This window comes from Burkholderia sp. FL-7-2-10-S1-D7, from assembly GCF_001524185.1.
Classification (GTDB): Bacteria; Pseudomonadota; Gammaproteobacteria; order Burkholderiales; family Burkholderiaceae; genus Burkholderia; species Burkholderia diffusa.
Genome location: NZ_LOWY01000100.1, coordinates 349,973 through 363,172, shown reverse-complemented (window position 1 = coordinate 363,172; position 13,200 = coordinate 349,973). Strand labels below are relative to the sequence as shown.

General features: G+C 66.2%; 13 protein-coding genes. 3 read left to right on the top strand and 10 right to left on the bottom strand.

Features of this window, described 5'->3' with window-relative positions; genetic code table 11:
• Positions 1-12: 12 nt before the first annotated feature.
• On the bottom strand, positions 13-951 hold the full coding sequence (gene panE, locus WS75_RS29745) for a 2-dehydropantoate 2-reductase (protein WP_059686027.1): 939 nt from the start codon (positions 949-951) through the stop codon (positions 13-15).
• Positions 952-1,209: 258 nt separating this feature from the next.
• Between panE and WS75_RS29740 the strand changes: the two genes are divergently transcribed.
• Positions 1,210-2,763: a methyl-accepting chemotaxis protein gene (locus WS75_RS29740; protein WP_059686025.1), complete on the top strand. Its 1,554-nt coding sequence runs from the start codon at positions 1,210-1,212 to the stop codon at positions 2,761-2,763.
• A 144-nt stretch (positions 2,764-2,907) separates the two neighbouring features.
• Here the strand turns inward: WS75_RS29740 and WS75_RS29735 are convergent, their stop codons facing one another.
• Positions 2,908-3,585 carry a response regulator transcription factor gene (locus WS75_RS29735; RefSeq protein ID WP_059686397.1) on the bottom strand — a complete coding sequence of 226 codons (678 nt, stop codon included), beginning with the start codon at positions 3,583-3,585 and terminating at the stop codon, positions 2,908-2,910.
• A 374-nt stretch (positions 3,586-3,959) separates the two neighbouring features.
• Here WS75_RS29735 and WS75_RS29730 point away from each other — a divergent pair, with 374 nt between their 5' ends.
• Complete coding sequence (locus WS75_RS29730; RefSeq protein WP_059686023.1) at positions 3,960-4,451, top strand: hypothetical protein; 492 nt, start codon at positions 3,960-3,962, stop codon at positions 4,449-4,451.
• Positions 4,452-4,509: 58 nt separating this feature from the next.
• On the opposite strand, the gene WS75_RS29725 is transcribed toward WS75_RS29730, so the two are convergent.
• From WS75_RS29725 to WS75_RS29705, 6 genes are all read right to left on the bottom strand, one after another.
• Positions 4,510-5,931 (bottom strand): sigma-54 dependent transcriptional regulator, encoded by a 1,422-nt coding sequence (locus WS75_RS29725; RefSeq protein WP_059686395.1) that lies wholly within the window; start codon positions 5,929-5,931, stop codon positions 4,510-4,512.
• Between the two features lie 113 nt (positions 5,932-6,044).
• The gene (locus WS75_RS29720) at positions 6,045-6,629 is read right to left on the bottom strand and encodes a hypothetical protein (RefSeq protein WP_059686021.1); all 585 of its coding nucleotides are present in this window, start codon (positions 6,627-6,629) and stop codon (positions 6,045-6,047) included.
• 155 nt (positions 6,630-6,784) lie between these two features.
• Positions 6,785-8,335: a hypothetical protein gene (locus WS75_RS29715; RefSeq protein WP_059686019.1), complete on the bottom strand. Its 1,551-nt coding sequence runs from the start codon at positions 8,333-8,335 to the stop codon at positions 6,785-6,787.
• A gap of 44 nt (positions 8,336-8,379) precedes the next feature.
• Positions 8,380-8,652, bottom strand: a complete 273-nt coding sequence (locus WS75_RS33095) for a hypothetical protein (RefSeq protein ID WP_082728875.1) — start codon at positions 8,650-8,652, stop codon at positions 8,380-8,382.
• Positions 8,653-8,728: 76 nt separating this feature from the next.
• Positions 8,729-9,319 carry a hypothetical protein gene (locus WS75_RS29710; protein WP_059686017.1) on the bottom strand — a complete coding sequence of 197 codons (591 nt, stop codon included), beginning with the start codon at positions 9,317-9,319 and terminating at the stop codon, positions 8,729-8,731.
• A 111-nt stretch (positions 9,320-9,430) separates the two neighbouring features.
• Positions 9,431-9,754 (bottom strand): hypothetical protein, encoded by a 324-nt coding sequence (locus WS75_RS29705; RefSeq protein ID WP_059686393.1) that lies wholly within the window; start codon positions 9,752-9,754, stop codon positions 9,431-9,433.
• A 914-nt stretch (positions 9,755-10,668) separates the two neighbouring features.
• Between WS75_RS29705 and WS75_RS33980 the strand changes: the two genes are divergently transcribed.
• The gene (locus WS75_RS33980; RefSeq protein WP_156429917.1) at positions 10,669-11,268 is read left to right on the top strand and encodes a hypothetical protein; all 600 of its coding nucleotides are present in this window, start codon (positions 10,669-10,671) and stop codon (positions 11,266-11,268) included.
• Between the two features lie 451 nt (positions 11,269-11,719).
• Here WS75_RS33980 and WS75_RS33975 read toward each other — a convergent pair whose 3' ends face one another.
• The gene (locus WS75_RS33975) at positions 11,720-12,148 is read right to left on the bottom strand and encodes a hypothetical protein (protein ID WP_156429916.1); all 429 of its coding nucleotides are present in this window, start codon (positions 12,146-12,148) and stop codon (positions 11,720-11,722) included.
• A 22-nt stretch (positions 12,149-12,170) separates the two neighbouring features.
• Positions 12,171-13,097: an AraC family transcriptional regulator gene (locus WS75_RS29700; RefSeq protein ID WP_059686015.1), complete on the bottom strand. Its 927-nt coding sequence runs from the start codon at positions 13,095-13,097 to the stop codon at positions 12,171-12,173.
• Between the last annotated feature and the right edge of the window lie 103 nt (positions 13,098-13,200).

The window sequence follows — 13,200 nt, the reverse complement described above, 5'->3', positions numbered from 1 at the left end:
CCGCTGCCTCGGCTACGCCGCCGCGCTTTCCCGCGCGACACGCACCTCGTACGTCTTCAGGTGGTTGTACGCGATCCGCAGCAACGACAACGCATCCGCCGCCCGCGGGTCACGGCGGGCAAGCAGGTCGCCGATCACGTGATCGGCTTCGACCCGTGCGCGGTTTTCGACGTCGCGCAGCATCGATGCGGTCAGCGGCGACGGCGTCAACACCATCCGCTGCATCCGCTCGACCGCGGCGGGATCGGGCCTGTAACCGTTATGCGCGGCGATCGCACTGCATTCGTCGAGCATCGTCTCGAGCAGGCGGCGGCCGTCCGGTGCGGCGAGAATGTCGCCGATCGAACCGCGAAACAGCGACGTGCTCGCCGCGAGCGTCGCGAGGAACACCCACTTGTCCCACATCCGCGCGGCGATGTCGTTGCTGAGCGCCGCATCGAAACCCGCGCCGCCGAGCACCTCGGCCACCGCGCGCACGCGCGCCGATTCGCCGCCGGCGAGTTCGCCGAACGACAGCCCTGCCGTGTCGTTCAGATGCACGATCCGCTGCTCGCGATCAAGCGTCGCCGCGATCACGCACAGGCCGCCGAGCACCTGCGCGGCATCGAACCGGTCGCGCAGCACGTCGAGATGACGCATCCCGTTGAGCATCGGCAGGATCAGCGTAGTCGGCCCGACGAACGGCGCGAACGATGCAATCGCATCGTCGAGGCTGTACGCCTTGCAGCTCAACAGCACCAGGTCGAACGGCGCGGCCGCGTCGCTCGCGCGCAGCGTCTGCACGTTCGCGAGCGTCAGGTCGCCGCGCGGGCTGCGAATCAGGAGCCCGTCGCGCGCGAGCGCGGCCGCTCGGCCGTCGCGCACCAGGAACGTCACATCGCGCCCCGCCGCCGCGAGCCGGCCGCCGAAGTATCCGCCGACCGCGCCGGCCCCCACCACCAGAATTCGCATCGTTGCCTCCTTTCGGGTTCGTTCGACGACGCCGCCGTTCGCCCGACCGTCGGGGCACGACGCGCAACCGCCATCGCCCGACAGTATAGCGACGCCGAATATGTATATGCATAGATACCCGCACCGCGCGCGACGGTATCGCGCCGCTGCCGTTTCTAAGGGATTTCCCGCCTACGGCAACGTCCGCTGCACGCCGTCAAAGAATTATCCCGTCACGCCGTTCCGGCGCGCTCGTTCGACTGACCGACCTCACTACCCATGCGCACCCTTTCCCTGAACCAGAAACTCGCCTCGATGGTCGTCATCCTGTGGCTCGGCCTGCTCGTGATCGCCGGCATCGGCGCGTGGCAGACGCGCGCATCGGTGATCTCGGACCGCCGCGACCAGCTTGCGTCGCTGGTCGCGCAGGCGACGAACGTCGCCGACCACTACTACAAGCTGTCGCAACAGAACGCATTGCCGGAGGCGGACGCAAAGCAGAAGGCGCTCGAGGCGATCGCCGCGATGCGCTACGGCGCCGACGGCTACATCTCGATCAACGATTCGAAGCCGGCGATCGTGATGCATCCGATCAAGACCGAACTCAACGGCAAGGACGTGTCGAATTTCACGGATCCGAACGGCAAGCACCTGTTCGTCGAGATCGTGAAGGCCGGCAACGCGGAGGGCGGCAAGGGTTTCGTCGAGTATCTGTGGCCGAAGCCGGGTGCCGACAAGCCGCAGGACAAGACCAGCGCGGTGCAGCGCTTCGCGCCGTGGGACTGGTATCTCGTGACGGGCATGTACATGGACGACGTGCGTTCGACCGTGCTCGCGAGCGTCGGCCGCTGGCTCGCGATCACGGCCGTGCTCGGCGCGATCTCGACCGTCGTGATGGTACTCGTGCTGAAAAGCGTGCGCGCGAACCTCGGCGGCGAGCTCGAAGTGGCGCTCGACGCCGCGCAGCGCATCGCGCAGGGCGACCTGACCGCGCGCGTGAGCGTGAAGCACGACGACCGCGGCAGCCTGCTGCATGCACTGCATACGATGCAGAGCGGGCTGATCGACATGGTGTCGCGCGTGCGCACGGGCACGGAGAACATCAACGTCGGCGCGAGCGAGATCGCGTCGGGCAACACCGATCTGTCGCAGCGCACCGAGGAACAGGCGGCCGCGCTCGTGCAGACCGCGTCGAGCATGGACCAGATGACCGCGAACGTGAAGCAGAACGCGGAGAGCGCCGCCCAGGCCGCGGCGCTCGCGGGCCAGGCCGCGCAGGTCGCGACGCGCGGCAGCGAGGTGGTCGACGATGTGGTGCGCACGATGAACGAGATCACCGACCGCTCGCACAAGATCGGCGACATCATCGGCGTGATCGACGGGATCGCGTTCCAGACCAACATCCTCGCGCTGAACGCGGCCGTCGAAGCGGCACGCGCGGGCGAACAGGGCCGCGGCTTCGCGGTGGTCGCGGCCGAGGTGCGCTCGCTCGCGCAACGCTCGGCGACGGCCGCGAAGGAGATCAAGTCACTGATCGTGTCGTCGAACGAAACCGTCGAGCACGGCGCGTCGCTCGTCACGCACGCGGGCGAGACGATGGCCGAGATCGTGCAGTCGGTGCGGCGTGTGAACGAGATCCTCGACGAGATCAGCCATGCGTCGCGCGAGCAGAGCGCGGGGATCGAGCAGGTCAACCGCGCGGTGGGCGAGATGGACCAGGTCACGCAGCAGAACGCGGCACTCGTCGAGCAAGCCGCGGCCGCCGCGCATTCGCTGCGCGACCAGGCCGAAGCGCTGCGCGACGCCGTCACGCGATTCGCGTTGCCGGCCTGACGTCGCCTCATCCGTCGGCATCCCGCCGGATTCCGACGGATTTCGCCTGACCGGCGGCAATACGCGGCCAACCCCTGCACGACCCCGGCCCCTCTCGCGCTGCTTGCGCGCTTCTTCCACGCTACTTGCGCGCTTCGTCCACGCTTACCCCGCTCCGCCCGGCCGGCTCACGGCCTTGACACCGCCGAACCCGATCCCGGCCGCCCGCTGGACCAGCTCGATGTCGTTGGTCACGCCGAGTTTCTTCATCGCGCTGATCTTCTGCGCGCTGACGGTCTGCTTGCCCTTGTTCAACCGCTGCGCGATCGCCTTGATCGGCAGGCCGGCCAGATAAAGGCGCATCACCTCGATCTCGCGTGTCGACAGTTTCACCGGCGCCTGGTCGCGCTCGGTGACCGCATCGAGCGCGCGCCGAACGAGCGGCGACTGATAGCGCCCGCCGCTGTAGCTCGAATGGATTGCGGTGACGATGTGGCCGACTTCGTCGAACTTGCTGACGAGGCTCGCGCCGCCTTTCGCGAGAATCGAGCGGAAGATCACCGGATTCTCGTTCCCGACGAGCGCGACGACTCCGACGTTCGGGCGCGTGCTGTGCAGCCAGTCGAACAATGCGAGACCGTCCATCTGCACGTCGCCACGAATCGGATAGTCGACCAGCACGATGTCGCAGTCGAGGCTGCCGAGCACCTCGATCAGATCGCCCGGGGTCCGGGAGACGCCGACGAGATCGATTGCGCACGCGTCGCCGGCAATGTGCTCCATGCCTGCGAGCGTCAGCGGCGAGTCGTACGCGAAAACAGTGCGAATTCTGAATTTCCCCATGCGCAGTTCCAGAAGGTTCGCCGGGCCGCACGACGCGAAATGCGTGCGCGGCCGGATCGGCATTGAATCGAAGTTCAGGATATTTTTATCCCGGACATCATTCTAGGCAGCAACGCGCGGCCGGGATATGGGGCGCCGTCTGAATTAATCCGTGCAGGCGTGATACGAGTTTGATATCGGCGCCGGTCGGCTCGTTCGGCGGCAGCCGGGGTCGGCCGGACGGCCGACGTTGCGGGTCGCGCGGGCCGCACGGACGGCCCGCGGGGTAAAATTGCGGCCTTTGCATGCCATTCCGGGCGACCGGCCAGGGGCAGCGCGCCATTCCCGGCCGCGCGCCCGCCCGTTCGCCGGCTACCCGCACTCCCCGCTTCCCCATGACCGAATCCGATCTGCAATCCGACGACACCACCATCCACGAAGACGGCCTCTGGCGCGACAACGGCTGGACGGCCCGCATCATCAAGAACGAGGACGACGACGGCTGGGCCGTCGAGATGATCAAGGACGGCGAAGCCGAGCCCGCGCTCGTCGGCCCGTGGACGATGGGTCGCGACAAGAAGAATCCGAAGCCGATGGACGCGAATGCGTTCCGCACGCTGGTGAAGACCGCGACCGAGGTGCTGATGCGGCACGAGCAGCAACGCCGAGCGATGCTGCACAAGGAAGTGACGGTGCAGGACGACGCCGGACAGGATGTGTCGGTCACGCTCGACATCGTGCCGGACGAGTTCGAGCCGTATGCGCAACTGAAGGCGTTCGACCCGTACGGCGAGCTGCTGGCCGACGCGAAGGTCTCCGCCGGGTTCAAGCTCAACAAGGCCAGTGCCGCACGCTGGGTCGAATCGGGCTTCGAACGGCCGGCCTGACGCCACGGGCCGGCGCCCGCGCGAGCCCGGGCCGCATGCCGCGCGGGCGCAACCGGCGTCAGCCGTGCAGGCCGTGCGCGGTCATCAGGCGGTACAGCGTCGCGCGCGAGACGCCGAGTTCCGCCGCGACATCGGCATGCTGGCGCCGATGCCGCAACAGCGTTTCCTCGATCGTGCGCCGCTCGGCCAGGCGGCGCGATTCCGCGAGCGTCGGCGGCCGGCGCGACGTGTACTGGCCCAGTTCGAGATCGACGGCCGAGATCAGCGGGCCATTCGTCATCACGACCGCGAAGCGGATCCGGTTGATCAGTTCGCGCACGTTGCCGGGCCATGGATAGTTGTGCATCGCCTCGATCGCGCACGGCGTGAAGCCGCGAATCCGGTGCGCGCTGTCGCCGCGATAGCACCGCAATATGTGGTCGGCGAGCAGCATGATGTCGCGGCCGCGCGCGCGCAGCGGCGGCTCGTCGATACGCAACACGCACAGCCGGTAGTACAGGTCCGCACGGAACCGGCCCGCGTGCATCGCGGCCTCGAGATCGACGTGGGTCGCGGACACAATCCGCACATCCACCGGCGTCGACACATGCCCGCCGAGCCGCTCGATCTTGCCCTCCTGCAGGAACCGCAGCAGGCTCGACTGGCTCTCGAACGGCATGTCGCCGATCTCATCGAGGAACAGCGTGCCGCCGTTCGCAGACTCGATGCGGCCGATCTTGCGCTGATGCGCGCCGGTGAACGCGCCGCGTTCATGGCCGAACAGCTCGGCCTGCAGCAGCGCCGTCGGAATCGCCGCGCAATTCACGGCGACGAACGGCGCGTCGGCGCGCGACGAATGCCGGTGGATCGCCGACGCGGTCAACTCCTTGCCGGTGCCGGATTCGCCGGCGATGAACACGGTGGCCTCGGTGTTCGCGACCTTGCGGATCGTCGCGAACAGACGGCGCATCGCGTCGCACGCGCCGATCATCGTGCCGCCGGGCGGCGCGGCATCGACGGCCGGATCGCTTTCCTCCAGTTTCAGCATCCCGTACGCATGGCCGACGAGATAACCGATCGTCGTATAGTCCGTCGCATCGTGCACGTAGCCGAAGCAGCACTGGCGGATCAGGCGCGCGATGGCGGCATCGCGCAGTCGCTCGTCGTCGGCGAGCGCGACCCAGCCGATCCGCGGATCGCGCAGCAGCGCCTCGAACGACGCGACGTCGGGCGGCGCGAAGTCGTCGAAATCGACGATGCCCGCATACGGGCGGTTCGCCTTCACGAGATTGAGTGCGTCCGCAACGGATTTCGCGCGCAATATGTCCCAGCCGCGGGACGCGAGACAGTCGACGAGCCCCGCATCGGGACGCTGCGACAGATACACGAGCGGGCGTAACGGCACGCTATGGAGACGCGGGACCGCGACGAACGGTGGCGCGTATGGGACCCATTCACCCTCCTGTGGGCCTGACAGTCTGATCCGGCAGCAATGGTTCACGATGGCCTCGCCGCATGGGGTTGTCTGGCGGAATGGACGGCGCGAAACGGTGCGCGGCGGGCCTGCGTTGCCCACGCGCGACGCGGCCGGCATGTCCGCTCGGGAAAGTTTCGTCATCGGCAGAACACGACACGCTGCGTGTAGATCTGCGGTTCGGCGACGGGCCGCGCGGCCTGGTTGAGATCCTCGCGATAAGCACGGTAGGTCTTGCCGTTCACCGTCACTTCCGTCGCACGCGCCGTCTCGATCGTGTTCAGCCCTTTGCGCTGCCAGTCGCTGACTCGCGCCGACGCGGACACGCTCGACTCGCCGGCGATCTTCTGCGTGATCGCGCTGCTGTCGCTCCACGGCTGCGTCTGCATGTCCTGCGCGTGCTGCATCGCGCCGATCGTCTTGCCGGTCGGCGTTGGCCCGTTCTGCGCTTCGAACGGCGCGCCACGACCGTACACCGGCGATTGCCACGACGGTGCGTGTCCTTCCGCCGGCATCATGTAGATCATCTGCGGATCGCCGACCATCATCATCGGCACGCATGCCGTGTTGTCCGGGCGGCCGAGCGTCGTCAGCGCCTGCTGGACGCTCGCGGCATTCGCCAGGGTCTGCTCGCTCAGGATGACGAAGACTGCAGGGTTCTGAAAAACAGACTGCGCGGCGGCTTGTGTGCCGACCAGCAGCAGCGCGACCAAAAAGATCCTCATGATTGAGGCCTCCTCGTACCCTCGTCAGGCAAAAAGAGGTGTTGACCTCGGGGAGGGACCAACACCCGTCAAACTTGCGACCTGCGTCGCGCCGCGGATCCCGGCGGCTCCCGTGCGACCGGCATGCCGATCGCACGCGAGCCTTGTCCGCATGATTACGACGACGTGCTCGTCGAGATAGCGGTCGGCGCCGGCATCACCGGCGCGGCCGGGGCGGCCTGCTGGTCAACCGCGGCCGGCGCCGGGTCGGATGCGGCCGGCATGTCGGCGGACGGTGCGGGCGCGGCAGCGGATTCGACGGCTTCCGTCGCCTTCGCGTCGGCGGCCGGCGTGTCGGCAGCGGCCGCCGCTGCGGCGGGCTGCGCGGCTTCCGGTGCAGGCGCTTCGGCTGCTACCGGTGCCGGTTCCGGCGCCTTCTCGGCAACGGCCGGCACGGGCTCCGGCACCTTCTCGGCAACGGCCGGCACGGGCTCCGGCGCCTTCTCGGCAACGGCCGGCACGGGCTCCGGCGCCTTCTCGGCAACGGCCGGCGCGGGTTCCGGCGCCTTCTCGGCAACGGCCGGCGCGGGCTCCGGCGCCTTCTCGGCAACGGCCGGTGCGGGCTCCGGCGCCTTCTCGGCAACGGCCGGCACAGGCTCCGGCGCCTTCTCGGCGACGGCCGGCGCGGGTTCCGGCGCCTTCTCGGCGACGGCCGGCACTGCAACGATCGCGGCAGCGGGCACCGCGCTCATCGCGGCCGGCGCGGCGCTCACCGCCGGTGCCGCTGCGGCAACCGGTGCGGCGGCAGGCACGACGGCTGCTGCCTGCGATGCCTTCGCGGCAGCCGCCTGCGGTGCGGCAGGCACCGCGCTGACGGCCGGCACGGCGATCGACGGCGCGGGCACCGGTACCGGGATCGGCGCCGTCTGGACCGCGGTCGTCGCCACCGGGCGCGTCTGCACCGGCGCGGCGGCGTCGAGCGGCGGCAGGCCCATGCGGTTGCGCACGAGCGGGTCGCGATACTTCACGTCGTCGGCCACGGTCGCTTCGGCGGAGGGCGCCACGTTCGAGCGCGCAAGCGGCGCGGTCGTGCCCGGGCACAGGTGCCCGGTCGCTTCCACCGCACGCCGATTCGCATCGCTCTGGCAGAGCAGCGCGAGCGCGACGTCGGTCAACCCCATCGCCCGGAATTCACGCGCATCGAGGCGACGCACGCACGCCTGGTCGACCAGGGTCGTGCCGCCAGTCGCGCCGAATCCCGGGAACGACACGCCGACGCTCACCGAACCCATGCAGGTATCGGACAGCGTGGTCGTGAGGCCCGGCGCCTGGATCGCCGGGTTCGTCTTGATCGTCTGGGTGCCCGAGTAGTTGACGTTTTCCGCCGACTGGGTGTTGTACGGGTTGGTACCGGGCGAGCCGGCCGCTTGAAGCGCGCTCACGCTCTGCGGCGTCGCGTTCGAGCCGCCGCTCGTGGAAGACGGCACCGTCAAGCTGACCTGCACGGTCGAATTGCCGCTGCCACGCACGCCACTGCTGCTGGTGGCGTTGCCGCCGCGCGAACTCGTCATGTTCGTGTTCATGCTCGAGCCGCCACCCTGGCTGATCGCCGTGGACGACGTCGAGGACTGCGCGCTTGAAGTCGAGTCGGCTGTCTGCGCTTGGGCACCGATCGTGGCCATCGCGAACATTGCCGCGCATGCCACCCTGATCTTGTTGCTGTTCATTTCAATCTCCGGACGAGGTTCGACCTCCCACCCAGGCAACCGAGTCATTTCCCCTGAATTCCTTCAGCTTTACGTGCTTCCCCGAACTGCTTCCAGCCGCTACCCAGCTGGGACCATGAGCCACCCGACATTCCCTGCCATGCCTGGGAATCCGGTGCGCCGATGGCGCTGCCCGATGAAAGCGTTTGTTGTTGTGACGGGTTGGTTGTAGGGTTCGATGTCTGCAAATTTGATTGCACGTCCTCGGCAGCACGGTCAGCGCCATATGCCGTCAGAGACGCGAGCATCAGAGCGGCGGCAATCAGTTTCTGCTTCATGCCAACTCCTTCTTACTTGGACAACAGCGCGGGAAAAGAGACCAGCGTCGCTGGGAAACTGGTCCCCCGCGCCTGTCTAATGACTGCTCCCGGTCGCGCTCGAACTGCCCTGGCTTCCGCCCGCGGCAGACGGCGAGCCGGCCGGTCCGGTACTCCACACGGTCGACGAGTTGTAGTGATTCGAACCCGCGATCGCGCCGGACCCACCAGCGCCCGTCAACCCGGCGGCACCCGCGTTGGCGACACCCTGGTCGTTCCCGCCCGAAGCCGTGTAGTGGTTCGCGCCGAGTACGATCGTGGCGGTCACCCCTCCCGAAAGCGCATTCGCGTTCTCGTTCGTACTGCTGTTTCCACCGTACGAGCCTGCGGCACCGATACCGCCGCCTGCCGCGAACGCGCCTCCGTTCGAGCCCCAGCCGCTGGCCGTCGAAGTCGAGTTGTGATAGGCGGTTGCCGTGCCGGTGGAACCAGCGGGTGTCACGGTACCTCCCGCGCTTGCGCCCGCGACCGAATTCGAATTGCTCGTATAGCTGCCGGAGCCGACCAGTGCCGAACCGGAGACGCCTGCTGCAACGGATTGCGTCTGGTTGGTTGTGGTCGATCCAGCGGCCAGTACGGCCGACGATAAGACGGTAAGCGCTGTCGCTAAAATGACTTTGGCTTTCATAGCAATCCCTTGCTCTGCGAAGGTTCGGCGGTGACGGAGCCGGGTCTGCCCTGACCGGGCAGAACCCGGCATCCGTGCCGCCAGCCAATGACGAACGCTACACGCCGCGGCTTAGTGGTGATACGTCCAGCCCATCGAGCCGGCATTCGCACCGCTGTTGCCGCTCGCTTGTGCGCCGCCGAAGCCGAAGCCGCCGACCGTCGAGGTTTGGGTGTGGTTCGTGTACGAGATCGAACCGCTGCCCGGGCCGCCGGCAATCGCGCCGGCTGCGCCGAGTGCGGAACCCGAATCGGTCGCGCTGAAGTGGCCGAACCCGGCGACCCCGGCCATCGTCGAACCGCCGCTCGACGAGGTGCTGCCCGACACCGTGCCGCTGCCGGCGAACGCTGCACCCGAAACCGCCAGAACTGCTGCTGCAATGAGAAGCTTCTTCATGGTCGACTCCATAACGGCGTGGATGGAACAAGAGAGGAAAGCTGCACGCCTTCAACTTCCCCACCTTAAGCAATCCTATAAATACGGATCACTATTTAATTACGAAGAATCGGCTCATATCCAGGCCGACACCACGCAATGTTTTTCCAGTCGAAGTGTAGTTTCGTATTTTTTAATTTTTCGAATTTTTTATAGGTGTTTTCGATAAGGCTTATCGATATTCAATTGCCACAAAACAAATCGTCTCACGCACCGGAAACAGTCTTTCAACGTTCCGGTTTTATTTGTCTCGATATGCACGGCCGCGACGTGCCGGCACATGGCATGCGCTTCCGCGATCGAAAATGCGTGAATATATTTTTCCACCGCAAATGCAGTACCGTTGAAAACGTCCGCCCTATCGCGGCGATAACGGGCCTGCAATACAGTCAGGTGGCATCGCTTCTCCCTGAGCTACAGATCAAATATCTTCCGGGCAATCCGGCCGAGGGGTGTTCGAGCTAGTCCAGCCAGCGTCGGCACTTGTCCGGCGACTTCGATACAGCCCTGCACGGTCGAAGACGAATCGGCATCAAGATGTCCGGCACGAACACCTTGACCCGCTCGGGAGAATTGAATGAAGGTGAGCACCGCTGTCGGCCGGTAGCCGTGCGGAGAGACAGGGTTCCTGGCGCGTGCACCGCGCGCAGGCCGTAAGACCGGCAATGGGGATCCCGCGAAGCTGGCACTGCGTCGCGAGTCATGCTCCCATCTGTCCCACTACCCCAATGTTGCGCAAACCACGCGCGAATGATACTGCTTATGGTCTTCATCGCCCTTCCCCGACTGGCTTATGCACGAGGTGGTCGCCCCCAAATCTTTGTCGCATCGCGTCGACCGCTCGCCGATACGCCCAATGTCGCAAGCGGCATGCCATGCGTTATTCCACCGACGGTTGCGCGCCGCCCGCCGGCGCGGCAGCCGACCATTTCGCGAAAAATCGCATTTTTTGTTTCAGGAATGTATCGCGGCAACGACCGGCGGGCTGCCGCGATCATCGAACACGGCGAAGCAGTCCCATGAAAAGACGGACGAATGCAGGCCGTCGCCCACCACGCAACGGGCTCGCGAACGGTTGTTTCAAACTTGCGATGCGCGATGCCGCGCCCGACGGCCGTTCGACGCTCCTGGGCGCCCGAACGGCCCGCCGCGGCTCGTTCGGCGGGGTCGCGCGACCCGAATCGGCGGGAATCAAACCGCTCGGCGACCGCTTTGCCGAGCCCGTCGCCATGGGCATCGATACGTTTACACGCCGGAATCTTCGGGACAGACATCACACGAGTGATTCATCCGTGAAAATACTGACGCGATCACGCATCGTTCACCCGTTCGAATACACGATCAAGAAAGAGAAAATCCGGTGGCTGACCGCCACGCTCGCCATTCCCGATCGGCATTCACGCGAAACCGGCAGCGCCCATTCACCCCGCTCGACGCGGTCAGTTTTCAATCCTTCCATTCCCCTTCAAATCTAATTCCCCCGTCAAAAATACTTCTTTTGAATCGATGAATCGCATGACACACGACACACGACACATCACGGAAACATTTTCAATCGATATCGACCACCAATTTCATCATTGAAACATCGTCATTCTCGATTCAATTCATTGCCGAATTCGCGCAGCGCGCTTGATTTTCCGTGTATTTCGCCAGCGCTACTCCCGTTGCTCGACGTTTGTCGCGACACGTCGGCCGTGGCGACGATTCACGCATGAAACAGAAAGCACCTGCGTCGCGCGGCCGCGAACGCGAGGCCCTGCTGGCACTTGCGCGCGGCCTTCGTGGCATGCCGATTGCCTGATGTCCGATTCACGTGAGCGCCGCGTCACGTCCCGAAGAAGACGGACGACGGCGCTCTCCTCAACAAGCCATCCGGGGGCAAGACGATGAAGCGCGTCAGCGATCGATCGACGTTCGCGTCGATCAAGCATCAGTGTGGAAGTCAGCGAAACCGAAGTGCTCGTCGTGGCGCTTCGTCGACATCGGCACACGTGGCCCGCCGCATGCCGAAACGATGCCCGTATGGCGGGATGGAGCGCGTTCGCGCGTTCTTCGACGAGCTCGACTGCGTACGCCTGACGATGCTCGACGACAGAGGCGACCATGAATGACAGGATTTCGACCGGCACGCCGGCGATCCCGGGCACCGATCGCGCCGATCTCCAGCACGTGGAGGCCGCCGCGCGGGACATCGCGCCGCACCGGGTTCGATGAACGCCAGCGGTCGCCGTGGCGCCATCCGCTGCTGATGGCCGTGCGCCATTTCAACGCGCCGGATACGCCCGGCACATGGCCGGCGAACGACGTGCCAAACCGGCGGATCACGTCGGCTTTCCTGCAGACGACCGTCATCGCGAACGGACCGGCGCCGTGGCTACGTGCCGAGCAATTCCTTCTTGCGCAGATGCACGACGTCGCGCATCGGCGGCGCGCCGAACAGCCGGCTGTATTCGCGGCTGAACTGCGACGCGCTTTCATAGCCGACGGTCGCGGCCACGGACCCGACGTCGCCGCCCTGCCGCAGCAATAGCCGCCGCGCTTCGTGCAGCCGCAGTTGCTTCTGATACTGCAGCGGGCTCAGCGTGGTCACGTGCTTGAAGTGGTGGTGTAGCGACGACACACTCATGTTGACTGCCTGCGCGAGCGTGTCGACGCGCATCGGCTCCGCGTAGTGATCGCGGATCCATTCGATCGCGCGGGCGATCCGGTGCGTCTGGCTGCCGGCGACGGCCATGTGCCGTAGCCGCGTGCCCTGCCCGCTCGTCATCAGCCGGTACAGCAGCTCCTTTTCGATCAGCGGCGCGACCACCGGAATGTCGGCCGGCGTATCGAGCAGCCGCAACAGCCGCAGCGCGGCATCGAGCAGCGGCGGCGTCAGCTCGGCAAGCGCGATGCCCTCGCCTTCGGGGCCGGCGTCCGGCTCCGGCAGCCGCATCTCGGCCGCGAGTTCGACGATGCGTTGCGGATCGAGCGTGAGCGACAGGCACAGGTAAGGCGCGTCCGGCGACGCCTGCGTGACGCGCGAGAGAATCGGCAAGTCGATCGACGCAATCAGGCAGTTCCGGGTGTCGTATTCGTAAGCCTGGCCGCCCACGATCACACGCTTCGCGCCCTGCGCGGCGATCACGAGCGCGGCGCGCGACACGCCGCAGCCGAGATCGACCGGATGCCCATGCCGATGCAGCATCAGCGCGGGCACGGCCGTCGAGTGGGAGCCGTCCGTCGGCGCGAAGCGGGCAATCAGCGATGCCAGTTCGCGCCGCCCGGATTCGCGCGACGCCGCGATTTCGGTCATGTCCATGACGGGTTCCTCGCTTCGTTTCCCCTGAACCGCGCGAGCATAGCGAATCGCTTGCCGTCGCGCCGGGGATTTGCAGGATTGTTCAATAAATTTGCAGGATTGG

Excerpts from the sequence above, each read along its gene's own strand:
- panE (WP_059686027.1), bottom strand. The coding sequence starts at position 951 with ATGCGAATTCTGGTGGTGGGGGCCGGCGCGGTCGGCGGATACTTCGGC.
- WS75_RS29740 (WP_059686025.1), top strand. The coding sequence starts at position 1,210 with ATGCGCACCCTTTCCCTGAACCAGAAACTCGCCTCGATGGTCGTCATC.
- WS75_RS29735 (WP_059686397.1), bottom strand. The coding sequence starts at position 3,585 with ATGGGGAAATTCAGAATTCGCACTGTTTTCGCGTACGACTCGCCGCTG.
- WS75_RS29730 (WP_059686023.1), top strand. The coding sequence starts at position 3,960 with ATGACCGAATCCGATCTGCAATCCGACGACACCACCATCCACGAAGAC.
- WS75_RS29720 (WP_059686021.1), bottom strand. The coding sequence starts at position 6,629 with ATGAGGATCTTTTTGGTCGCGCTGCTGCTGGTCGGCACACAAGCCGCC.
- WS75_RS29715 (WP_059686019.1), bottom strand. The coding sequence starts at position 8,335 with ATGAACAGCAACAAGATCAGGGTGGCATGCGCGGCAATGTTCGCGATG.
- WS75_RS33095 (WP_082728875.1), bottom strand. The coding sequence starts at position 8,652 with ATGAAGCAGAAACTGATTGCCGCCGCTCTGATGCTCGCGTCTCTGACG.
- WS75_RS29710 (WP_059686017.1), bottom strand. The coding sequence starts at position 9,319 with ATGAAAGCCAAAGTCATTTTAGCGACAGCGCTTACCGTCTTATCGTCG.
- WS75_RS29705 (WP_059686393.1), bottom strand. The coding sequence starts at position 9,754 with ATGAAGAAGCTTCTCATTGCAGCAGCAGTTCTGGCGGTTTCGGGTGCA.
- WS75_RS33980 (WP_156429917.1), top strand. The coding sequence starts at position 10,669 with ATGCGTTATTCCACCGACGGTTGCGCGCCGCCCGCCGGCGCGGCAGCC.
- WS75_RS33975 (WP_156429916.1), bottom strand. The coding sequence starts at position 12,148 with ATGACGGTCGTCTGCAGGAAAGCCGACGTGATCCGCCGGTTTGGCACG.
- WS75_RS29700 (WP_059686015.1), bottom strand. The coding sequence starts at position 13,097 with ATGGACATGACCGAAATCGCGGCGTCGCGCGAATCCGGGCGGCGCGAA.